The 21,639-nt window shown below is 56.5% G+C and carries 19 protein-coding genes; 10 read left to right on the top strand and 9 right to left on the bottom strand.

From position 1 onward, the window contains the following. Positions 1-3 precede the first annotated feature (3 nt). From AAID08_RS27880 to rfbA, 4 genes are all read right to left on the bottom strand, one after another. Complete coding sequence (locus tag AAID08_RS27880) at positions 4-990, bottom strand: glycosyltransferase family 2 protein (RefSeq protein ID WP_395757180.1); 987 nt, start codon at positions 988-990, stop codon at positions 4-6. A 74-nt stretch (positions 991-1,064) separates the two neighbouring features. Continuing rightward, positions 1,065-2,195: a dTDP-4-amino-4,6-dideoxygalactose transaminase gene (gene rffA / locus AAID08_RS27875; RefSeq protein ID WP_395757179.1), complete on the bottom strand. Its 1,131-nt coding sequence runs from the start codon at positions 2,193-2,195 to the stop codon at positions 1,065-1,067. Position 2,196: 1 nt separating this feature from the next. Beyond that, the gene (locus AAID08_RS27870; protein ID WP_395757178.1) at positions 2,197-2,574 is read right to left on the bottom strand and encodes a hypothetical protein; all 378 of its coding nucleotides are present in this window, start codon (positions 2,572-2,574) and stop codon (positions 2,197-2,199) included. Then, entirely contained in the window at positions 2,571-3,395 is an 825-nt protein-coding gene (gene rfbA, locus AAID08_RS27865; protein ID WP_395757177.1) for a glucose-1-phosphate thymidylyltransferase RfbA, read from the bottom strand. The genes AAID08_RS27870 and rfbA overlap by 4 nt, the downstream gene beginning before the upstream one ends. 291 nt (positions 3,396-3,686) lie before the next feature. Here rfbA and rfbB point away from each other — a divergent pair, with 291 nt between their 5' ends. The 3 genes from rfbB (at position 3,687) to AAID08_RS27850 (ending at position 7,190) form a co-directional block, all read left to right on the top strand. Next, the gene (rfbB, locus tag AAID08_RS27860; RefSeq protein WP_395757176.1) at positions 3,687-4,751 is read left to right on the top strand and encodes a dTDP-glucose 4,6-dehydratase; all 1,065 of its coding nucleotides are present in this window, start codon (positions 3,687-3,689) and stop codon (positions 4,749-4,751) included. 48 nt (positions 4,752-4,799) lie between these two features. Further along, positions 4,800-5,345 carry a dTDP-4-dehydrorhamnose 3,5-epimerase gene (gene rfbC, locus AAID08_RS27855; RefSeq protein WP_395757175.1) on the top strand — a complete coding sequence of 182 codons (546 nt, stop codon included), beginning with the start codon at positions 4,800-4,802 and terminating at the stop codon, positions 5,343-5,345. 126 nt (positions 5,346-5,471) lie between these two features. After that, positions 5,472-7,190 (top strand): hypothetical protein, encoded by a 1,719-nt coding sequence (locus tag AAID08_RS27850; RefSeq protein WP_395757174.1) that lies wholly within the window; start codon positions 5,472-5,474, stop codon positions 7,188-7,190. Here AAID08_RS27850 and AAID08_RS27845 read toward each other — a convergent pair. The 3 genes from AAID08_RS27845 to AAID08_RS27835 form a co-directional block, all read right to left on the bottom strand. Further along, complete coding sequence (locus AAID08_RS27845) at positions 7,173-8,093, bottom strand: DMT family transporter (protein WP_395757173.1); 921 nt, start codon at positions 8,091-8,093, stop codon at positions 7,173-7,175. The two genes, AAID08_RS27850 and AAID08_RS27845, sit on opposite strands and share 18 nt — an antisense overlap. 13 nt (positions 8,094-8,106) lie before the next feature. Continuing rightward, positions 8,107-9,465: an MFS transporter gene (locus AAID08_RS27840; protein WP_054500280.1), complete on the bottom strand. Its 1,359-nt coding sequence runs from the start codon at positions 9,463-9,465 to the stop codon at positions 8,107-8,109. A 96-nt stretch (positions 9,466-9,561) separates the two neighbouring features. Continuing rightward, positions 9,562-10,131, bottom strand: a complete 570-nt coding sequence (locus AAID08_RS27835) for a carbon monoxide dehydrogenase subunit G (RefSeq protein WP_054500281.1) — start codon at positions 10,129-10,131, stop codon at positions 9,562-9,564. A 772-nt stretch (positions 10,132-10,903) separates the two neighbouring features. On the opposite strand from AAID08_RS27835, the gene AAID08_RS27830 reads away from it, so the two are divergent. Genes AAID08_RS27830 through asnB (AAID08_RS27800) form a run of 7 tightly spaced genes read left to right on the top strand, consistent with a single transcriptional unit; the run spans position 10,904 to position 18,483 of the window. Beyond that, the gene (locus AAID08_RS27830; protein ID WP_254603901.1) at positions 10,904-11,554 is read left to right on the top strand and encodes an ABC transporter permease; all 651 of its coding nucleotides are present in this window, start codon (positions 10,904-10,906) and stop codon (positions 11,552-11,554) included. 1 nt (position 11,555) lies between these two features. Continuing rightward, the gene (locus AAID08_RS27825; protein WP_175189324.1) at positions 11,556-12,308 is read left to right on the top strand and encodes an ABC transporter ATP-binding protein; all 753 of its coding nucleotides are present in this window, start codon (positions 11,556-11,558) and stop codon (positions 12,306-12,308) included. 5 nt (positions 12,309-12,313) lie between these two features. Next, positions 12,314-13,384 (top strand): non-hydrolyzing UDP-N-acetylglucosamine 2-epimerase, encoded by a 1,071-nt coding sequence (gene wecB / locus AAID08_RS27820; protein WP_302477800.1) that lies wholly within the window; start codon positions 12,314-12,316, stop codon positions 13,382-13,384. A gap of 20 nt (positions 13,385-13,404) precedes the next feature. After that, a complete protein-coding gene (locus AAID08_RS27815) occupies positions 13,405-14,196 on the top strand; it encodes a hypothetical protein (protein ID WP_175189322.1) in 792 nt (263 codons plus the stop codon). A gap of 9 nt (positions 14,197-14,205) precedes the next feature. Further along, on the top strand, positions 14,206-15,789 hold the full coding sequence (locus AAID08_RS27810) for a glycosyltransferase family 4 protein (protein ID WP_175189321.1): 1,584 nt from the start codon (positions 14,206-14,208) through the stop codon (positions 15,787-15,789). Further along, positions 15,789-16,568 carry a hypothetical protein gene (locus AAID08_RS27805; protein ID WP_175189320.1) on the top strand — a complete coding sequence of 260 codons (780 nt, stop codon included), beginning with the start codon at positions 15,789-15,791 and terminating at the stop codon, positions 16,566-16,568. Before AAID08_RS27810 ends, AAID08_RS27805 begins: the two co-directional genes overlap by 1 nt. Before the next feature lies 1 nt (position 16,569). Continuing rightward, on the top strand, positions 16,570-18,483 hold the full coding sequence (gene asnB, locus AAID08_RS27800; RefSeq protein ID WP_395757172.1) for an asparagine synthase (glutamine-hydrolyzing): 1,914 nt from the start codon (positions 16,570-16,572) through the stop codon (positions 18,481-18,483). A 97-nt stretch (positions 18,484-18,580) separates the two neighbouring features. Here asnB (AAID08_RS27800) and AAID08_RS27795 read toward each other — a convergent pair whose 3' ends face one another. After that, on the bottom strand, positions 18,581-19,726 hold the full coding sequence (locus AAID08_RS27795) for a glycosyltransferase family 4 protein (RefSeq protein WP_395757171.1): 1,146 nt from the start codon (positions 19,724-19,726) through the stop codon (positions 18,581-18,583). A 12-nt stretch (positions 19,727-19,738) separates the two neighbouring features. Further along, positions 19,739-21,634 carry an asparagine synthase (glutamine-hydrolyzing) gene (gene asnB / locus AAID08_RS27790; RefSeq protein WP_395757170.1) on the bottom strand — a complete coding sequence of 632 codons (1,896 nt, stop codon included), beginning with the start codon at positions 21,632-21,634 and terminating at the stop codon, positions 19,739-19,741. Positions 21,635-21,639: the final 5 nt, after the last annotated feature.

The following is a 21,639-nucleotide window of genomic DNA, read 5'->3' as shown; positions in this document are numbered from 1 at the left end:
GCCTCAAGACGCGTGGTCCGGGACTCTGCGTTGGCTATCTTGAAGGATCGTTTCGTGCGCCGGGACATCACCAGCTCGATAGACCTGTCGTACGATTGTATAGGGCCTGCGCTTGGTCTCGGAGTAGATCTTCGCCAGGTAGATTCCGATGACACCGATGAACGAGATGATCAGACCACCCAATAGCCAAATGGAGGCCATGATTGACGTATATCCGCTAACGGGCTTGGACAGCAGCCAATAGTTCAGAACGAGGTATGCGGTATACGCACTTGCGGCGGTGGAAATGGATGCACCGATGTAGAAAATCCACACCAGCGGCGCATTGCTGAAAGATGTGATTGCGTTGACGAAGTGCGAAATCTTACGCCGCAGCGTATATGTTGTCTGGCTGGTTGAGTGCTTCGTGATAGGGTGTGCGCATTGCTTGAATCCGGTGATATGCCACAGGCCTCCTATGTTCACCTCTCGCTCGCGATGTCGAAGTAGCGCTCGTGTGTACCTTTTGGTCATCAGCCGTGCCGTCACGATGTTGTCTGGCTGACGAACGCCAGTCAGCACGCGGAACAGATGATAGAAAACCAGGCCGCTGTATTTTTCTACCCAGCCCCCGCGTCTGCGTTGTTGAACACCGAATACGACATCGGCATTTTCCGCGTGCATTTGCGCCGCGAACTCAAGCAAGCATTCAGGTTCCTCTTCAAGATCGCTGTCGATCAGGAATATGCGCTCACCGCGGGCATGGGCAAGGCCAGTCATCATTGCCTTGTGGTGGCCAAAATTCCTCGATAGGTCAACCACCGTCGTATGGGAGTCATCTTGAGTCAACGCAATCGCCAACTCCAGACTATGGTCAGGAGACCCGTCGTTGACAAGAATGATTTCGTAGTCATCGCCGACCAGCGATCGTGCTGCGGCTGAGGCACGACGATGGAACTCTTGAAGGTGCGGCGCAGATCGATAAAGAGTGGCGACAATGGATAATTTCATGACGGTGCCTGGCACGGGCCGAAAGCGATTCAAATCAGGCTGACACTATGCAGCCAGACGATGGTTGCGCGGTTCTAGCAGCTATCTGCAATACCCTTGATCACTCGTTCCTGCTGCGCCCAGGTCAGGTCTGCGTACATTGGCAGGCGCAGGAGGGTTTTGACGGTCTGGCTGGTGACAGCCATGTCACCAGCCACGCGCCCATGGCGCTTGCCGGCGGGTGATTCGTGCAGCGAGACATAGTGGCTGCTCGATTGAATGCCGTGGTCGGCCAAGGCTTGATGGACACGTTGCCTGGCTGCTTCGTCGGGCAACAGCACATAGTAGATGTGCCCATTGTGGACAGCATGCTCAGGCACGATAGGCCGACGAAGGCGACCGGCGGATTCGAGCGATTGCAGGCCCTCGTGATACCGGGTCCAGGCGGCGACGCGTCGTTCAGTGATCTTGCGGGAGTCTTCCAGTTGGGCGTATAGGAACGCGGCGATCAGTTCGCTGGGGAGATAAGACGACCCAAGTTCCTGCCACGTGTATTTGTCGACCTCGCCTCGGATGAATCTCGACCGATCGGTACCCTTTTCACGAATGATCTCGGCGCGTTCGCCGCGTTCAGGCTCCCGTACGAGCAAGGCTCCACCTTCACCTGAAACGATGTTCTTGGTGCCGTGGAAGCTCAGTGCGCCATAGTCGCCCAGTGTGCCCAGCGCTTTGCCGCGCCATGTGGAGCCCAATCCTTGCGCGGCATCTTCCACTATTTTCAAGTTATGGCGTCGGGCGATCGCGCCGATCGCATCCATGTCGCAGGAGATGCCCGCGTAATGAACCGGAACGATCGCTTTTGTCCGGTTTGTCAGTGCAGGCTCGATGAGCGATGCATCCAGATTCTGCGTGTCGGGATCGATATCGACAAAGACTGCCGTGGCACCGCGCAAGGCAAATGCATTGGCCGTGCTCACGAAGGTAAACGAGGGCATGATCACTTCATCGCCGGGTTCGATCTCGCAAAGCAGGGCTGCCATTTCCAGCGACGCCGTGCAGGAATGGGTCAGGAGGGCCTTTGGCGACTGCAGATTAGATTCAAGCCACGCATGACAGCGTTTGGTAAATGTGCCGTCACCGGTGAGATGGCGGCTTTCGATGACGTGTTTGAGATATTCGATTTCAACGCCGGTAATGGGCGAACGATTGAACGGTATTGGATTCATGTCAGGCTCCCAAATTGCTCACTGCGAGGCCGATCATGATTATCAGGGTTCCTGCTATGCGGTAGGGGCCTAGCGGTTCACCGAATAGGAAATGGGAGCCGATCAGCACCAGAGGATATATCAAGCTGGTCAAGGGGTAGGCTACCGAAAGAGGCAGTTTGGTGCTGGCCAATGTCCAGAAGACGAAGGCAACGCCAAAACTCGTCATCGCGGCAATCGCCAATGGTGTCAGTAGCGCCTGTACGACGAAAAGCAACTTGCCGATCAATTCGGCTGGGGGGGACCCCATTCGAGTGATCTGCAGCCTGAAGACCAAGACAGACAGGGCCGACAACACAATCATGCCCGCCAGCATGGCGTAGGCGGAGAATTTGGTCATTTCACTTCCTGAGAAAGGCGGTGCAGATACTCGGCATAGCTATTTTTTCCATAGCGATCAGCCAGATTCAGGAGGTCAGCCGTACTAATCCACCGCTGCCGCCAAGCGACTTCCTCCAGGCAGGCGATTTTCATGCCTTGACGCCGCTCGACAGTGGCGACCAAGTTGGCGGCGTCCAGTAAGCCGTCGGCTGTACCGGTATCGAGCCAAGCGAAGCCGCGCCCCAGGCGTTCAACGTGAAGTTGTTGTTGCTGCAGGTACACACGGTTCAGATCGGTGACCTCGATTTCTCCGCGTGCCGAGGGCTTAAGCTTGCGTGCATATTCGACGACGCTGTTGTCGTAAAAGTACAGGCCGGTCACTGCATGGTTGGAGCGTGGGGTCTGGGGTTTTTCCTCGATGTTGATTGCCTTGCCGTTCTGATCGAATTCAACAACACCAAAGGCGCGTGGATCCAGAACTTCGTAGCTGAAAATGGTGGCGCCCTGTTCGCGCTTGGTGGCACGTTCCAGCGAGGTGGATAGGCCCACGCCATAAAAAATATTGTCGCCGAGTATGAGTGAGACTGGATCGTCGTCGATGAACTTTTCGCCTATCAGGAACGCATCAGCCAAGCCTCGCGGTTGATCCTGTTCCGCATAAGACAGCCGGATTCCCAGTGGCGAGCCATCGCCCAGCAAGTCTTGGAAACGGGAGAGGTCTTCGGGTGTAGAGATGATCAGGATGTCCCGAATACCCGCCAGCATGAGGACCGAGAGGGGATAGTAGATCATCGGCTTGTCGAAGACAGGCAGCAGCTGTTTGCTGATGCTGCGAGTCATCGGATACAGTCGCGTGCCTCTGCCACCCGCGAGAATGATGCCTTTCCACACAACAAATGCTCCTAAACGGGAAACGTGTACCCGGCGGAGAACGATTGAGCGCCGGAAAAACTGCGGACTAGGCCGCTGCGCGATTCTACCTTTTTGACTTGCTCCCTAACAGTTGTTTCGACGTCACCTTGAGCCCCGCGTGACTCGCCCGATGCTGGCTAAGCGGTTCTTCATAGAGGGGGTAAAATCAATGGCTACCTTGCCGCTCTCCCCGGGTGGCGTTCAATAGGCAAATTTGGCATGACCATTCTCGTAACTGGAGGGGCGGGGTTCATTGGGTCGAACTTCGTTCTGGATTGGCTTGAGCATCATGACGAGGCGGTCGTGACGCTGGATAAGCTCACCTATGCTGGCAATCCGCGCAATCTGGCCAAGCTTGAAAACGATGACCGCCATGAATTGATAGTGGGTGACATCGGCGACAGCAATCTGGCTGCGGACTTACTGGCTCGCTTCAACCCACGCGCGGTGCTTCATTTGGCAGCGGAGTCTCACGTGGATCGTTCAATTCACGGCCCGGGCGAGTTCATCCAGACGAATATCGTAGGCACGTTCCATCTCTTGCAGGCTGTCCTTAGCTACTGGAACAGCCTCACCGGCACGTCCCGTGAGGAGTTCCGGTTCCTGCATGTGTCGACGGATGAAGTGTATGGCTCGCTGGATGCTGGCGATGCGGCTTTCTCCGAGCTTAACCAGTACCAGCCGAACAGTCCTTATGCGGCAAGCAAAGCAGCCAGCGATCATCTGGTTCGGGCCTATCATCACACTTACGGGCTGCCGGTATTGACTACCAATTGCTCAAATAACTATGGCCCTTTCCAATTTCCCGAGAAGCTCATTCCGTTGATCATTCACAACGCGTTGGCTGGGCGTCCGTTACCTCTGTATGGCGACGGGCAACAGATCCGTGATTGGCTTTACGTGGGAGATCACTGCAGCGGGCTGCGTCAGGTCTTGGAGCACGGGAGGGTCGGCGAAACGTACAACATCGGTGGTTGCAACGAACAGACCAACATTGATGTCGTACGTCAGACCTGCATCCTTCTGGATGAGTTGTGCCCAAAGAAAAATGGCGCGTCCTACCAGGCTCAAATGACGTTTGTTCCGGACCGCCCGGGGCATGACCGTCGCTATGCGATCGACGCAGGCAAGCTTGCTCGTGAATTAGGCTGGCGCCCTGTAGAGACCTTTGAAACAGGGCTGCGCAAGACTGTGAATTGGTATATCGCCAACTCGGCATGGGTGTCGGAGATTGTTGACGGGTCCTATCACAAGTCTTGGATGAAAAAGCAGTACGGGCGTTAGCCTGCTCGTTGCCCCACCTGATGATGTATTGCGATTGAGTCCACAGCCATGAAGATTACGCCGCTGTCCATTCCCGATGTACTGCTGATCGAGCCGGATGTGTTCGTCGATGCCAGGGGCGAGTTCATGGAAAGCTATCAGCAACAGCGGTACGAGGACGCCATTGGTCGGCCGCTTCGATTTGTGCAGGACAACGTGTCAAGATCTCGGTGTAATGTGCTCAGAGGTCTTCACTATCAACTGTTGAAACCCCAGGGCAAGCTGGTCAGTGTTATCGACGGCGTGGTGTTCGATGTGGCAGTGGATCTGAGGCGCAGCTCATCCACGTTTGGCAAATGGGTCGGCGCGACTCTCTCTGCGGATAATCATCGGCAATTATGGGTGCCTGAAGGTTTTGCGCACGGGTTTCTGGTGCTCTCGGAATCCGCGTGCTCGCTGTACAAATCCACGGAGTACTATGCGCCTTCGTGCGAGCGTTGCATGCGTTGGGACGACTCCACGCTGAACATAGCTTGGCCGCTGGACTCCGTGCCCATCCTGTCGGATAAAGATCGCGCGGGTTTGTCGATGGATCAGGCGGAAACCTTCGCGTAGGCCCCCTCTTGCTGGCTCGTGCCCAATTCGGACCAAATGCCTCTTATCTCGCGAATTTCCATTGGCGCCGGTGTATGCGGCTCGCTAATTCTGTTGGCCTTTGCCGTCTGCTATGCAGGTTTCGGCTTGGATATCACCGACGAGAGCTTTTATCTAATATGGACCGGCGCCCCTTATGAGTACGTTGCGTCTGTGTCGCAATTCGGATTTGCCTATCATCCGCTGGATGTGTTGCTTGGTGGGGACATTGCCGAGTTGCGTATTGCGAACATTGTCCTGACTTTCGGTTTGGCGTGGGTGGCTGGCAGCATCTATCTGCGGGAGGCGTATGAGGAACCCCCGACGCTTGGGCAAGCATGGGCGCTGGGCGGTGTATTCGCCAGTAGTAGCCTAGCTATATTTCAGGTATGGCTGCCCACGCCCAACTACAACACGCTCGCCTTTCAGTCGTGTCTGCTTGCCGTCATCGGGCTGTGCCTGATACCGCGAAAACCCGCATCGGGCGTGGTGGGTTGGTTGATCCTTGCGTTTGGTGGTTGGCTGGCATTCCTGGCGAAGCCAACCACTGCGTTTGCGTTGGGGGTCCTCTCGGTGCCATACCTCCTGCTTGCTGGAAAGTTGCGTATGCGCGGTATTCTGGTGGGTCTCGCTTTTCTTGTCGGAGTCGCGCTCGCTACTGCGTTCAGCATCGATGGATCGGTGTTGGGGTTCTTGCAACGCATCCGGCTTGGCCTGGATGCAACTGCCCTCATGGGTGCCGGGCACGGTTTGGCGCAGATGTTCCGGTTGGACCCGTGGGCACCCTCGCCGTTGCTCGAAAATGCCTTTGCTGTCCTGGCTCTCTTGATCGCATTCACGGCCGCACTACTGGCCGGCGGAAGCTTCGTTGTGCGCGCGGCTGGGGCTCTGCTGATTGTTGTCAGTACGGTCGTGGTCGTGCTGATCGCCTTGCGCATCGTGGAAGTGCCGTCATTTGGTGACTTGGGAGGCATGTTGTTGTTGGCCACCGTGCCAGGCACTATCTCGGCATGCCTTTGGATGAGGGCGCGCTTGGCATCGGAGCGGGTTCCTGCGCGCAGCGGTGTAGTTGTCAATGTGCTGCTCTGCCTGCTTGTGCCGGTAGCCTATGTATTTGGCACCAATAACAATTATTGGAGCACCATGCCGGGCGCGGCTTATTTTTGGGTGCTCGCGGCAGCAGGTTTGGGGATGTGGTCCAGGACCTGCCGGCCAACCTGGATATACGTGATGCCTGCGGGCGTCGCGGCTCAAATAGTGACCGCGATGTTGCTTCACAACGCTATGGCCACTCCTTACCGTCAGTCGCCACCCCTGTGGTCCTACTCGCACAGCATTACTGTCGGTGCCGCAGGATCGCGCTTGCTGATGTCGGAACAGGCCGCGACCTACATCAAGGAGCTGCAGGGTGCCGCGAGGCTTGCGGGATTTACCTCGGGGCAGCCGATGATTGACCTGTCCGGACGTTCGCCAGGTTCGCTGTATATCCTGGGCGCCAATGCGGTTGGACTTCCCTGGTTGATTGGGGGGTATCCTGGCAGCAACGCATTTGTTCAACGAGCGTTGAATGCCGTATCTTGCGATGTACTGGCGCGAGCCTGGTTATTGATCGAGCCTGGCACTCCTTATTCGATGCCAGAATCAATGGTGGGACATTTCGGCGCTGTCCAGACATCGGATTATGCTGCTACGAGCGAGATCACTGTGCCGGCGGGTTTCGGTGCGCGCGGCAGCGCAAGCCGCCAGTGGCTGCTTAAGCCTTTGAGAGCGCCAGCGAACGCCGCTGCCGCTTGCCAGGCGCAGCGGCAGCTACGGCTGGCGGATTGACCGCGGACGATTTGGTCTGTCAGCCGGCCGTGCGCGGCGCTTGCCGCCAACCAGGCCCAGCGCCAGCGCCGTCCCCACCAGGATGATGCCGGCGCCAATCAGGATGGACGCGGTGATCGCCTCGTCCAGAAACCAGGCGCCCCAGACCACGCCGAAGACCGGCACCAGGAAGGTGACGCTGACCGCGCCGGTCGGCCCCACATTGGCGATCAGCCGGAAGAAGATGATGTATGCCGCGCCGGTGCAGACAACGGCCAGCAGGATGGTGGCGCCCCACGCCCCGGCTGAAACCGGCGCCTGCGGCCAGGTGGCCAATGCCAGCGGCAGCAGCACCAGGCTGGCGGCGAGCATGCTGCCGGTGGCGTTGGACAGCGCGTCCACCCCGGTCAGGAAACGCTTGGTCCAGTTGGCCGCGATGCCGTAGAAGATCGGCGCCGATACCGCCGCCACCACGGCGGGGCCGGTGCCGCCGGCTTGGAAGTCGAGCTTGTCCCACACCAGCACCACGATGCCAAGCAGACCGATCGCCAGGCCCAGCGAGCGCGACCATGGCAGTCGATCCTTCAGCCACAGCCAGCCGACCACCGCGCCCCATACCGGGGTGACCGCATTGGCCACGGACAGGAACCCCGCGCCGAGCGATTGGGCGGCATAGGCGTAGAGCAGGAACGGCAGCGCGGCATTGAAGATGCCCACCACCAGAATGGCTTTCCAGTGCCTGGCGATGATCGGCAGCTTGCCGCGCCACAGCGCGGCCGGCAGCAGGAACAGGGCCGCCAGGCCGACGCGCAATTCGATCAGCGCGACCGGTCCGAATTCGCCCACGGCCAGGCGCATGAACAGAAAGGAGCCGCCCCAGACGGCAGCGAGGAGCAGAAGGTCCAGCAGGTCGCGACGACGCATGATCGGCAGTGAATCAGGATTGAGCCCGGGTGGTGACCAGGTTTTTCATCTTGACCCGATGCGCGAGCACCGCACAGGTCAGGCACAGGACGATACACAGCGCCAGCCCCGTGCGCACTCCGTTTAGTATCGTGCCGTGCGAAATCAGGATGCCCACCACCGCGGTGCCCAGCGCGCTGCCGATGGCGCGGGTGGTCTGCACCAGGGCGGAGGCCACGCCCACGTCGCGGCGTTCGCTCAGCATCTGCATGAACAGCGTGAGGTTGGGCAGCAGGAAGCCCAGCGCGCAGCCGTTGACGAAGAACGCGGCCAGGATCCACCAGGCCGACGTCCCCGGCGAAATCAGCAGCACCATCAGCGTGCCCACCGCCAGCAGGCCGGCGCCGAACACCATCAGGCGCTGCGGTTCCGTCTGCCGGGGAAACAGGCGGCCATTGATGATGCTGCCCACCGAGATCGCGGCCACCAGCGGGGTCAGCAGCAGGCCAGCCTCGCTCGGGGTATAGCCCAGCACCTGCTGCAACAGCAGGGGGCTGTAGAAGATCAGCACGAACATCACGGCGCCGACGGTCATGGCGGCCAGGTTCAGCAGCTGCGGTTCGCGACCGGCCAGCACGCGCAGGGGAAAAATCGGCGAGGCGACGCGTCGCTCGATCGGGATCAGCAGGGCGATGGCGCCGACGCCGATTACTGCCAGCGCCAAGCCCATGATCGGATGCGCATGCTCGCCCCGGGCGAAGCCCAGCTCCAGCGCCGCGAGCGGCGCGCCCACAGCCAGCACCAACAGGATGGCACCAATCCAGTCGATGCGCCGTTCCCCCGTGTGCACCGGCTTAATGCGCGGGAAATACTTGGCCAGCAGGAACAGGGCTACCGCGGCCGCGATGGGCGAAATGAAAAATGCGGCGCGCCAGCCAAGCGCCTGGGTAGCGGCGCCGCCGAGCACCGGGCCGATGCCGCTCGCCATGGCAAAAGCGGCCGAGACCAGCGCCATCCACTTCACCCGTTGTTTGGCATCCGGGAACAGGTCGGCCGGGGCCGCGAAGGCAGTGGCGATCATCATGCCGCCGCCGATGCCTTGTAATGTACGAAAGAGGATCAGTTGCCCCATGGTCTGGGACAAGCCGCAGGCGATCGAACCCAGCGCGATGATCAGCACGGAAACCAGCATCAGCGGCTTGCGGCCGAACATGTCGCCCAGGCGGCCGAAGATCATGATGGATGCGGCGGTGGCAAGCAGGTAGCCCGTGCCGACCCAGGCATACAGGGCCATGCCGTTCAGGGCCTCGGCCACGCGTGGCAGGGTGGTGCTGATGATGGTTGAGTCGAAGGCCGCCAGCACGACGGTGGCGGCCACCCCGGCCATGCCCATCAGCAGGTCGCGGCGGGAGTGGGCGGGCTCCGAAGCGGGCGTTGGGGGGAGCGGGGCGGTCATGCCGCCTAGGATATCACCGGCGCCCCGGGGTCTTTACTTATAAAACGCGTGGTAGCTCCAGAACACGGCGATCACCAGCACGACCAGCGCCCAGGACCAGCGTGAGTTGGACAGGCCGCGCGGTTCGGGCTCGGGCGGCGGCGGGGGCGGCGCCAGCCGCGGCTGGGCTGCCATGTGATCAATGAAGGCGGTAAAGAACTTCTCGATGATTTTTTCGCCAGCCTTCAGCACCAGCCCTTCGCCGCATTCGGCGAGCTTGCCGCCAGTCATCCCGGCCACCGTGTACGCGATCCGAGTGCCCTGGTCCTTGGTCGACAGATTGACCTGGGCGGTGCCGATAGCGAGGCAGGCGGCGCGGCCCTTGCCTTCGAACACCAGGGTGCAACTGTTGGGGGGATCGACGTCCGAAAGCAGGATCTCGCCCTCGTAGTCAGTGTCCAGCCCGGCGATCTTGGCTCGCAGCGTGACGGCGTACTCGGTGGGGCTACGCTGCGTGACGTTGACGCAACCGGGGATGCAACGTTGCAGCACCGCCGGATCGGTCAATGCATCCCAAGTCTGGTGCTGGGTTGAAGGAATCCACTGGGCATCGGCTATGCGCATGGTTGTCTCCTTGTCAGGCGTCGTTATGGATTCATTGTGGACTCAAATCAAGTAAACGCCAAGGTGTCAACGCAGGCAGCGCTGCCTCCATCGTAAGGTTGGTGATTTTTCCCTGGATTTCTTCCGTTCGTGAAAAACAGCTTAATCTAATAACCCCCGCGACCTTTTCAAGAAAAAAGCGTCAAAAATGGCAATGCCGGCTAAGGGGAAATATTTGGAGATAATGGAAATGATTATTTTCGTGCCCCCGATTTTTGTAGTCCACATTTTCTCATGCCTAAGTACCGTGCATGAGAAAGCGTCGCATTTGCGTGGTTGTGCTGTGTTCGCGTCTGTCTGCCGGGAAAGGGGCAACGCGGCGGATGGCAGGCTGGACTTGGACGCCGTAGGGGGGCAATCACAGCCGGATATCGCCGCAATTCCTTGATGTTGCCTGTAGATGTTGATGTGCTAGCGGGGTACACTATGCCCCGCTCGCCGACCGCCGCATTTCCATTCGCAGGCAAGGCCATTAGCAGGTAAGGGCAAGTGGCGTTAATTATAGGCGCTGCTTGCTCCAATCCGAAGAACGCCGAATGGAAGCACACGTGGGGCTCTCTATCGGGTCGTCACGCCTCTTTATTAGTAATCAGGGCACAGATTAATGAATGGTTTGTATAATGATATAGCGAGTAGTTTATCGAGAACCGAGGTGTGGATACGCCTTGGATTTTCGGATACTGCCTCCAAGTACCGTCGAAGTATCCTTGGTCCGCTTTGGATAACGCTCGGAATGGCTATAACCATTACCGGCCTCGGTGTGTTTTGGTCGTTGATTTGGAAAGTAGATCTTTCGGTATTCTTTCCTTATCTGACTGCCGGTATCTTGATATGGAACTTCCTCGTTTCGACTATGGTTGAGGGGGCGGTCTGTTTTGTGCAACAGGCGCCGGTTATCCGCGCAGCTCCGTTGCCTATGTTTATTCACCCATTGCGCTTGGCGGTGAAGCTGGTTATTACGCTAGCTCATAATAGTTTGGTGTATGTCGGTGTTGCGCTTATATTCAAGACGCCGGTGGATCTTGCTACGTTTCTAGTGTTGCCCGGGCTCGCGCTGCTGTTTCTGTTTGCAGTTGCTACTGCTCTACTCCTGGGGATTATCGGGGCACGCTTCCGGGATTTCACCCCGATTGTTGAGGCAGTCATGCCTTTGATCTTTTTCCTGACGCCGGTGCTATGGTTCCAATCGACCCTCGGGCCTCGTGCGTTCATTGCCGAGCTAAACCCGTTTACACACTTTATCGCCGTGGTGCGCGAGCCTTTGCTTGGGCACATGCCGACCGTCGTGAATTATTCGGTCGTTATCGGGTTGACCTCGCTTGTATGGGTGGTGGCATTGGTTATCTTTTCCCGCTGCCGTAAGAAAATATCTCTGTGGATATGAAATGGCGTCTATTTCTCTTCAGAACGTATCGTTGGAGTTTCCTATATTCTCAGCCCGAGCCACGTCACTGAGGCATCAAATTTTGCGGCTGGGAACCGGCGGTTTGATTGGTGCGAATACCAGTGGTCATCGAGTTGTTTCTGCGCTGACGGACATTAGCCTTTCGATTACCGATGGGGCAAGAATAGGCCTTATTGGGCACAATGGGTCAGGTAAAAGCACTCTTATGCGCCTTATTTCGGGGATTTATCATCCGACGCGAGGAACATCGAGTATCGAGGGCCGAGTGTCCACCATCTTTGAGCTTGGCGTGGGTGCTGACCCCGATCTGTCCGGAATGGAAAATATCTACCGGATCGGCGCGATGATGGGAATGTCGCAGGAACATATTCGCGACTTGGTGCCTCAGGTAACCGAATTTACGGAATTGGGCGATTTTATCGATTTGCCGGTAAGAACTTATTCTGCTGGTATGTCCATGCGTTTGTACTTCGCAATGGCTTTGTTTTCTGATCCTGAAGTTCTACTGATCGATGAGGTATTTGGCGCGGGGGATGCCGCTTTTCAATCTCGGGCAGAAGCGAGGCTAGAAAAGCAGATATTCGATTCGCATATTTTCATGTTTGCATCCCATTCCCCGGATTTGGTTAAGCGGTTTTGTGATAAATGTATTCTGATGTCACACGGGAAAATGGTTTTCTTTGGCGATACGGCAGATGCTTTGATTGAATATCAACGTCTTCAGGTGGCGTAAGAATTATGAAAATACTTAGAGTCGTTGGTGCCCGGCCTCAGTTCATGCAGGTTCCCGTTTTGAGGCAGGCGTTGCTTACCCGTGGTCATCAGCATGTACTCTTACATACCGGCCAACATTACGATGAAGGTATGAGTACGGTATTTTTCCGTGAATTAGGTATTCCCGAGCCCGACATAAATCTGGCAGTAGCTGGTCTATCGCATGCAGCGATGACTGGCCGCATGATGGAAGGCATCGAGCGTGCGATATTGACGGAACGACCAGACGTTGTGCTAGTGGATGGCGATACCAACTCCACGATGGCTGCCGCTTTAGCCGCGTCGAAGGTACACGTGCCCGTGGTACACGTTGAGGCAGGCTTGCGGGATTTTGATCGTCGACGCCCGGAAGAGATCAATCGCATAGTGACCGACCATATTGCGGCACTGAATTGCGCCCCTATTCCCCGAGCTCTGGAGAATCTGGAGCGCGAGGGTCTGGGGGGGCGGTCGCGGTTGGTAGGCGATGTCCTGCTTGATTGTTACGTCCGCAATTGGCCTCAGCGTAGCAAGCGGATCCGGGATAAGCTGGGTCTGCGACCTGGGCAGTACCATGTGTCGACTCTTCATCGTCCAGAGAACACCGATCCGGAGAACGCCGACCGTTTTGCCGACATCATCTCTTGCATGGCCGCGCTGGACAAACCCGTGGTTCTCCCTGTCCATCCGCGTACGCGAGCCGTTTTGCGCGCCTATCAGGACGGCGGCGGCACGCTGGGTAACATACAGTGCATCGACCCGATCACTTATTTCGAGATGCTGGGATTGCTCGAGCAGGCGGATATGGTTATTACCGACTCGGGTGGTTTGCCACGTGAAGCTGTATGGAGCGGATGTCGCTGCGTGATGCTCTTCCGGCAAGATACTTGGCATGATTTGCTGGAACGCGAATGGGCCACCATCGGTAAAACCGATAAAGCTTCGATAGAAGCGGCTTTTCACAACGCGACGCGACCGCCGGTCGACGCTGTAAGAGAGTTCTTTGGAGGTGGTATGGCGGCAGTGCGAATCGTAGAGGCCATTGATAAACTTTAAGATAAAGGACCGCTATTGTGATGATTTCCGAGAAGGCGAAAATTGGCAAAAATGTCGCGTTTGGCGCAAATGTCCGTGTTTACGATAATGTTGTGATCGGTGATAACGCGGTAATTGGTGATTTTTGCATTTTGGGGCACCCGGCCGGAGGAGATTACAAAGGTAAAGCACTGACCCTCGGCGAAGGGGCGATTATTCGTTCCCATTCGATTCTGTACGAAGGTAGTGAGTTCGGACCCGATTTACGGGTGGGGCACTCCACCTTGATCCGCGAAGGCCTAGTGGCTGGTTGCAATCTGCAGGTCGGCAGCTTTAATGACTTAGAGGGTGAAGCAAAAATCGGTGATTGGGTTCGATTCCACAGTAACGTACATATTGGTCGCGGCGCGGACATCGGCGATTTGGTCTGGATTTTTCCATATGTCGTGTTGACAAACGATCCGATCCCTCCCTCGGGCCTCAAGGAAGGCGTCACGCTTGGTGCTGGGTCGGTGGTATGTACCAGCGCAGTGGTCTTGCCAGGGGCGAACGTGGGGGCAGGCGCGTTTGTCGCCGCAATGGCAAGAGCTCGTGGCGCCATACCGGCAGGAGCGCTCGTCGTTGGTGGAGAAGGGAAGGTAATCGGCAGCATTAAGAAGCTAAAACACCGTCCCTCCGGCAAACAGCATCCTTGGATGAATCACTTCGCTGCGGCTTATCCGGAAGAGGCGCAGGCGCGCATCAAAGCGCTGCATCAGGAGGTAGAGGCAGCAATTTTGGTGCTGGAAGATAGCTTGGCCCAAGCCGAGTCGACTAAACTTCGGCCCGCATGAGTATGTGAGATGAATTCCAAAGAAAAGAAAATCATGATGATCGACCGAAATTTTATGGTCGATCGACGTATTGTGCTCGAAGCCAAGCTTTTGCGTAAGACGGGACAGAAAGTTGCTTTATTGGCGACATATAATACGCACGGCTCCAACGAACGAAATATTGATGGCTTGCCCATACTGCGGTTTCCCGAACTAGACGTAGATCTGACCGCGGGGATCCCCGATGTCCGTGTCTTCGACGATATTGAGACATGGAAGCCACCGTTGCCTCAAGGGGTGACGGAAACAGAAGCTACGACTCGTGATCGCCTTGCCCGCGAAAAAGCTGCATCCAGCGAGGCGAGATTCAGAAGGGTATTTCCCGTTCTACGCCGATATTTTGGTCGAGCTGTCGGTGGGGGGTTGGCAGCGCTATCGGCACCGAATTTCTCCATGGGCGTTGTAGCGCGCTCCAAGTTGCCAGCGCTGGTCAGACGCCCCGCAGTTGCCCTGCTCGCATTATTAGCGGGGAAACTCTCGACTGCCTCACAGGTAGTGGCTCCTGTCCGAGAACTTCCTGATCAGACAGCTCTCATTACCCCACTGAATTCGACATTGAAGGAGTACTTTTCCGCTGAGCCATTGGATATGTGGGAGCACTTCGTCATTCAATTTGCGTTAGCGATTGATGTTATCGACGTGGTTCATGTGCATGATCTGCCAGCACTCAGAGTGGGAGTGGTTGTGGCGCAGACCAGGAAGATACCTCTTATATATGATGCTCACGAGCTCTACAGTTATCAACCTGGGGTTGAAGGCGAAAGAAAAGACCGACTGTTTAATACAGAGCACCGCCTGATAGGGTATTGCGATGAGGTGGTGGTCATCAATTCGGACCAGGCAGCAGTCATGGCGAAGGATCATGACTACCACCGTTTCACTCCGCTAACCAATGCGACCGAACAGCCGGAAGGATTTGATATCACTCGGCGGTATTCTAAGGTACGAGATAAAATAGCATTGCCGGATGATGCCAAGGTCATGCTGTTTATGGGCGGTATAAACCGAGGGCGAAAAATTCACTTTTTGCTCGAGGGCATTGCCAAAGCAAAGAACCCGGTGCATATCGTTTTTCTCACGTGGGGTATGGAAATTCCCGAGTTTGAGGAAATGGCAAAAGAACTGGGGATAGGCGATCGAGTCCATTTTCTCCCTCCGATTCCTTGGAATGAAATCGTCTATTGGGCAGCATCGGTCGATATCGGTGTGATGCCCTACCAAGCGGAAGATCTCAATACGACAATTTCGTCGCCCAATAAAATGTACGAATTCATTGCCGCCGGTACTGCAATGATTGGTTCGAGCGAATTGACAAACGTGGAGCGAGTGGTGGGCAAAGAGGGGTTCGGGGTGTTAGTGCCGTTCCATGTTGCAGAGGATTATGCGCGTGCGATCGATATTGCACTTGACCCCCAGCTTGGGGGAGTAGAACGATTCCGCCCCGCATTGATAAAAAACGCCCACAAATACCTGTGGGATGCAGAGGCTCAGGCTTTCTCGGCCATGTATAACCGTGTGCTCAATGAGCGACGGGATATTGCCACGGTGAAATAATGGAAAATTTGAACGAATATTTTAAAAATGATCCCTTTTCGCCGTACTACAATCTGAATGGACTGGAGACGGTAATTCTAACCACGGACATTGATTGGGCTCCAGATTATGCAACTGCGGCGGTGCTTGAGTTGGTCGCAGAGGCGGGCTTCAACATCACGGCGTTTGCCACGCACGACAGTCCGCTTCTTAAGGCATCGAGCGAGTTTGTCGAAATCGGTCTGCATCCGGATAATACCCGTCCTCATCCAGAATTCCGTTTCTCTCGAAAAATACTTGAGCTGAAAGAAATTTTTCCTGATTCGGTCGGTTTGCGCTGCCACCGGAATTTTTTTGGGCAAAATATAAGTGACCTTGCGAAAACGGCCGGTCTTTCTTACGATATCAGTACATTTCTTTGGGGGCAGCCATTTGCGCAATGCTATTACGACTACAATGGCCTGGTTCGTATGGCATACGTCTGGGAGGATGGTATCCACGTTGACCTAAACAAACCGCTGGAGCTCGAGCATGTCAAGTTGGATCAGCCAGGTTTAAAAATCCTGAATGTCCATCCCATGCTCATATATTTGAATGCGCCCAATGATAAATTGCGTCGCGATTTGACTCGCGGCGTCACGGACCTCACTTCTGTACCTGCAAGTCACTTCTCCCAGGCAATTTACAGCGGTTACGGCCTCAAGAGCTTTTATCGGGATCTTCTGGTCGAGTTGAAACGTCGAGGCGTGCGAACCTTAATGGCGAAGGATGTCGCGGCCTTGAAGAAAACGGGGGCATGATATGTGCGGAGTATTCGGATTCATTTCGCACGCGCCGGTAGGCGATGCCGAGAGCATACTGAATCGTGGAATCGCGATGCAGCGGCATCGTGGCCCTGACGGTGAGGGCGCCTGGATCTCTCGGGATCGGCGAGTTGGGCTGGCGCATGTCCGGTTGTCCATTATCGATCTGTCTACTGAGGCGGCGCAGCCGATGACAGACCCCGATTCCGGTATGGTAATCACCTACAACGGTGAAATATATAACTACATCGAACTCAGGAAAGAGTTGGGCGGAGACTTCCGCACGACTTCGGATACTGAAGTGGTGTTGCGTGCTTATTTGCGCTGGGGGGCGGACTGCGTTAAGAAATTGCGTGGCATGTTTGCTTTCGTGATATGGGATCCGAAATGCAACGCGGCTTTTTTTGCGCGAGATCGTTTCGGTATAAAGCCGCTGTATTGGACGAAGCAAGGTGAGCGAGTGTATTTTGCTTCGGAAATGAAAGCCCTCGCACCGTTTATGGCTACTCGAACAGTATGTGCGTCGGCGCTGTCAGAATATTTCTCATTTCAATTTACCCTAAGTGGCGCGACGCTGCTTGAAGGCGTGCATGAGGTCCCTGCTGCTCATTGTGGTTGGATGCCGCAAGACGGTAGCCTGCAGATTGAACGCTATTGGGAGGTGCATTACGAGCTTGATGCCTATCACACTGAAGCATATTTTGTTGAGCGGCTGAGAGAATTGATGGCAGAATCTATCGATTTACATATGCGCGCCGACGTGGAAGTCGGGGCTTATGTGAGCGGTGGAATTGATTCTAGCCTGTTAGCGATCCTCGGACGCGAGGCGCGCCCTACAGGGCCATTCAAAATATTCAACGGACGCTTCTCCGAAAATCAGGCCTTTGACGAGTCTAGGTATGCACAGATTGTGGCTGATGAAAATAGCATGAACTGCTATTTTCAAGATATGACGCAAGATGATTTTGTGGATAATATCCAGGATGTTATTTATCACCTGGATGGACCTGTCGCCGGACCAGGGTCTTTTCCACAATACATGGTATCGCGTTTGGCTGCATCTAAGGTAAAGGTGGTTTTGGGGGGACAGGGTGGGGATGAGATTTTTGGGGGCTATGCACGCTACCTGGTAGCGTACTTTGAACAGTGTATCAAAGGGGCGATTGACGGGACACTTAATAACGGAAAGTATGTGGTTACTTATGAGTCTATCATTCCTAATTTGGTTACACTTAAAGAGTACAAGCCAATGCTTCAGGAATTTTGGTCCGGCGGTCTATTCAGCCCTCGTGATGAGCGCTATTTCAGATTAATCAATCGCGCGAACACATTGAATGGAGTGGTGGCCCCTGAAGCAATTGCAGCGGAACCGGTAATGCGCGCCTTCAAAGAAATTTTTTGGGGCGACAATGTCGGTGCGGAAGCTTATTTCGACCGTATGACTCACTTCGATTTCAAAACGTTATTGCCGGCCCTGCTCAGAGTCGAAGATCGAATGAGTATGGCGCATGGAGTGGAGTCGCGGGTTCCTTTCCTGGATCATCCGCTAGTGGAATTCGCTGCAACGATCCCGGCAAATATCAAGTTTGCAAGTGGCGAGCTTAAGCGCTTATTGCGCGTGGCCTTTTCACAGCGCCTTCCCAGTGCTGTGAGGGAACGTAAGGATAAGATGGGCTTTCCAGTGCCGTTGAATCACTGGATGAAGGCGGGTGGACGCACTACTGAATTCGTGTGCGATATGCTCGGATCTGCCAAAGCGCGTAGCCGAGACTACCTTGCTCCGGGAGTGAACCTGATAGATCAAACTTCCAAGCAAGGCGCCTATAACCGAAATATGTGGGCGTTCCTATCTTTAGAGTTGTGGCACCAGCAATTTATTGACGCGTCCCCAACTGATAGATTGGCCGCTTAATAAGCGCCGCTCGCATATTCGCGGAGATGCGGGCGGTGTTGGCAAATTTTCGTACAGTTATTGCAACGCGTGGTAGGAGCTCAACGGACTAGAGAGTTCAGAATAATTTGGCATTTAATTTTTCATATACTTGCAATAGTTTTTTTTCTTGCGCGCCCCAGTGATATTGTTCGCGGCAACGGCGCATCGCTTGTTCGCAGGACGCTAGAGCCTGCCGATCAATATGCTGGATCGCATTGGTGATGGCGGTTTCTTGGCCGTCGGGGACTATCCAGCCTATGGCATGATCGGTGACCATTCGTCGCAGTTCAGGTAGATCGGAAACTACTACAGGCAGACTGGCCATTATGTATTCGAACAGCTTATTGGGCAGGCAATAGAAGTACGAGAGGCACAGATTTTCGATCAGGCACAGTCCGACATCTGCCGAGGCGGTATAGGAGGGCAGGTCATCCGGCGATACCGCAGGGTGATAATAAATGTTTGCGGACGCCGCCGCAGCCTGGGCGATAGAGCCCGCCAGGGGGCCGTAACCCATGAATACCACGACTCGCTTGTCGTCAGGCATCCTCTTGAATGCGTCGATGATAGGTTCGATACCGCGTCCTGGAGCCAGTCCCCCCTGATAGAGGAAAATAATGGCATCTTTGGCAATGCCTAGGGTCGAACGGAAAATATCTGCTTTGGGCGGGGGCGCGAGGGGCGGACAGTTCAGTACCAGCGCGGGTTTTGCAATCCCGTACATGCGAACGTATTCTTCGGCAATGGATTCGCTGACCGTCATGGTGGCGTCGGCATGCCGGATCCAGAAGCGCTCCATCATGCTCTTGACGCGTATCTTCCAGCGCGGTTCATTGGCGACGTCATTGATCTCGAATTCGTGCGCATCGTAAACGACACGTGTGCGCTTGCGGCCGAGCATGCGAGCGACGGCGCCGGCTGGCAACGTGGGTAGGTCATTGCAGTGGACGATGGCCGCCTTGCGGGCCAGCAGAAAGGCCCGCCACAGCCATTCGACATACTTGAAGAGCTGCACCGGCAGCACTTTAGGCCAGCCGCGGCTCAACAGGCGCACGCGTCGGACGTCGATGCCATGCACGGTTTCACGCTCCGGCAGACCGGATTCATGCAGGGCAACCACAAATGGCTCGTAGCCGGCACGCTTGAGCGATTGTGCTTCCTTGAGCACGCGGCTATCGTTGGTGAAGGGGTTGAGCACCAACAGGGCGACGGTCTTGTTCATCAAATACGGCGCTCACGCCCGAACATTCATGACGTGCATCCAGCGCTGGAAGTTGATCCAGCGCCACGTCTGCCAGCCGAAGGGTTTGCGGCCGGCAATGACCGCATCGAATTCAGCGACCAACTGTGTCCTGTCCAGAAAGGTCGCGCCTGTATTCTCGGAGAGCCAGCCGCGGATCTGGGGAGCGAGCGCCCGCAGCCATTCGAGCTCGGGGGTCTCGAAGCCGATCTTGTCCTTGCGATCCAGAATGGCGTCCGGGACAATACCCCGCATGGCCGCGCGGAAAATGTGCTTGGTCTCTCCACCGGAGGAAATAAGATGATTTTCTGGCAGTCCCAGCAGAAAATCCGCCATGTCGGTGGTCAGGAAAGGCACTCGGCTTTCGATCGAAAACCGCATCGAGTTCCGATCGCCGTGGCGTAGCAGCCAGCCTAGTCCGCGCCGCGTCAGGGACTGTGCCAGTTCACCCATGAGGCGGCGTCCGCGCGCTGGTGACGGCCAACCGTCACGGGGAAACTGGGTGACGACACCGGCTTCGATGCACTGATCGACGTCCAGCCAGGCAGGGGCCGATTTGCGGCCGCTGGCATTGCGCGCGCGATGATAGAGCGCATCGGGCAGCATGAGCGCGACGGTTTCCTGCAGGATGGCCCGGCTGGACGGCCGGCCGGGCCATTGCCGCTGACGGCCAAGGAATGCCCAGGCTTCGGTCAGCCGGCCCTCCTGCAACAGGCTCACGATACGGTGTGCGGGATAACCGTGGTAGCCTGCCAGGAGTTCATCCGCACCCTGGCCCTCCAGCGCCACGGTGATGCCGTTTTCCTTGGCGAGTTTGAAGACGCGGTATTGTGCGTAGATGCTGGTGCTGCCGAAGGGCTCGCCCTGGGCGCGGATCATATCGTCCAGATCCGCCGCCAGTTCGTTCGGTTCGACTACGACCTTGTGGCCGTGGGCGCCCACCTGGGCGTTGACCAGATCTACCCATTTCTCTTCAGATTTCTGCGATCCCCTGGCAATGAAACTGAAGGTGTGGATGGGCAGGTCCGGCTCGATGTGCCGCATGGCGCAGACGATGGCGGAGGAATCCACACCGCCCGACAGCGCCGCTCCCAATGGAACATCGCTGCGCAGGTGCAGCCGTACGTTCTGCAGGAAGCGTTCGCGTAGATGGACGGCGGCGTCGGCTACGCTGATCTTCTCGCGGGTGTGGATGGACGGGATCCACCAGACGGCGGGTGCCGACAGCGCCCCAGTCTGGGGAGACAAGGTCAGGATGCTGCCGGCCGGAACATGCCTGATGCCGTCGACGAAGGTGCGCGCGCCATGGTCGTAGCGGCCGTGCACGAGATAGTCATAGGCGGACTGCCAATCAAGCCGCGGTTCCTCGGGCGTCAACGCCAGAATGGCGGGAAGCTCCGATCCGAAGACCAGTTGGCCATTCGTATAGCGATAGAAAAGCGGCTTGATGCCAAATGCATCACGGACGAGGCTGAGCGACCCATCCTTCGTGTCCACGATCGCGAATGCGAACATGCCTTTGAAGCGGGTCAGGCAGGACGGGCCCCAGTGTATCCAGGAGGTCAGCAGGACTTCGGTATCGCTGTCCGATTGGAAGTGATGGCCCGCCTGGCGCAACTCCTGGCGCAGTTCCTTGTAGTTGTAGATCTCGCCGTTGTAGACCAATATATAGCGGCCATCGGACGAGCGCATGGGCTGATGTCCGCCCGCGCTGAGGTCGATGATGGAAAGCCGCGTCTGGCCCAATGCGGTTTCCCCCCAAGGCGCATGCGCGGATTCCACGCCATGGTCATTCGGCCCACGGTGCTTGAGAGCAAGGATGCCCCGCTCGATCCGCGAAGGCAGATCGGGCAATGGCGTTCGCCACCAGCCGCCGAGAATGCCGCACATGGTGC

This window comes from Achromobacter sp. EB05 (assembly GCF_044232075.1).
In the GTDB taxonomy this organism is placed as follows: Bacteria; Pseudomonadota; Gammaproteobacteria; order Burkholderiales; family Burkholderiaceae_B; genus Achromobacter; species Achromobacter dolens.
This window is presented reverse-complemented; position numbering and strand designations above follow the sequence as displayed.

What these genes read in the sequence shown, in the direction of transcription:
- AAID08_RS27815 (WP_175189322.1), top strand. Translation starts at nt 13,405, where the DNA reads ATGATTTCCGAGAAGGCGAAAATTGGCAAAAATGTCGCGTTTGGCGCA.
- AAID08_RS27810 (WP_175189321.1), top strand. Translation starts at nt 14,206, where the DNA reads ATGAATTCCAAAGAAAAGAAAATCATGATGATCGACCGAAATTTTATG.
- AAID08_RS27845 (WP_395757173.1), bottom strand. Translation starts at nt 8,093, where the DNA reads ATGCGTCGTCGCGACCTGCTGGACCTTCTGCTCCTCGCTGCCGTCTGG.
- AAID08_RS27805 (WP_175189320.1), top strand. Translation starts at nt 15,789, where the DNA reads ATGGAAAATTTGAACGAATATTTTAAAAATGATCCCTTTTCGCCGTAC.
- rfbB (WP_395757176.1), top strand. Translation starts at nt 3,687, where the DNA reads ATGACCATTCTCGTAACTGGAGGGGCGGGGTTCATTGGGTCGAACTTC.
- asnB (WP_395757170.1), bottom strand. Translation starts at nt 21,634, where the DNA reads ATGTGCGGCATTCTCGGCGGCTGGTGGCGAACGCCATTGCCCGATCTG.
- AAID08_RS27795 (WP_395757171.1), bottom strand. Translation starts at nt 19,726, where the DNA reads ATGAACAAGACCGTCGCCCTGTTGGTGCTCAACCCCTTCACCAACGAT.
- asnB (WP_395757172.1), top strand. Translation starts at nt 16,570, where the DNA reads ATGTGCGGAGTATTCGGATTCATTTCGCACGCGCCGGTAGGCGATGCC.
- AAID08_RS27840 (WP_054500280.1), bottom strand. Translation starts at nt 9,465, where the DNA reads ATGGGCATGGCCGGGGTGGCCGCCACCGTCGTGCTGGCGGCCTTCGAC.
- wecB (WP_302477800.1), top strand. Translation starts at nt 12,314, where the DNA reads ATGAAAATACTTAGAGTCGTTGGTGCCCGGCCTCAGTTCATGCAGGTT.
- AAID08_RS27880 (WP_395757180.1), bottom strand. Translation starts at nt 990, where the DNA reads ATGAAATTATCCATTGTCGCCACTCTTTATCGATCTGCGCCGCACCTT.
- rffA (WP_395757179.1), bottom strand. Translation starts at nt 2,195, where the DNA reads ATGAATCCAATACCGTTCAATCGTTCGCCCATTACCGGCGTTGAAATC.
- AAID08_RS27825 (WP_175189324.1), top strand. Translation starts at nt 11,556, where the DNA reads ATGGCGTCTATTTCTCTTCAGAACGTATCGTTGGAGTTTCCTATATTC.
- AAID08_RS27835 (WP_054500281.1), bottom strand. Translation starts at nt 10,131, where the DNA reads ATGCGCATAGCCGATGCCCAGTGGATTCCTTCAACCCAGCACCAGACT.
- rfbA (WP_395757177.1), bottom strand. Translation starts at nt 3,395, where the DNA reads ATGACTCGCAGCATCAGCAAACAGCTGCTGCCTGTCTTCGACAAGCCG.
- AAID08_RS27870 (WP_395757178.1), bottom strand. Translation starts at nt 2,574, where the DNA reads ATGACCAAATTCTCCGCCTACGCCATGCTGGCGGGCATGATTGTGTTG.
- rfbC (WP_395757175.1), top strand. Translation starts at nt 4,800, where the DNA reads ATGAAGATTACGCCGCTGTCCATTCCCGATGTACTGCTGATCGAGCCG.
- AAID08_RS27830 (WP_254603901.1), top strand. Translation starts at nt 10,904, where the DNA reads ATGGCTATAACCATTACCGGCCTCGGTGTGTTTTGGTCGTTGATTTGG.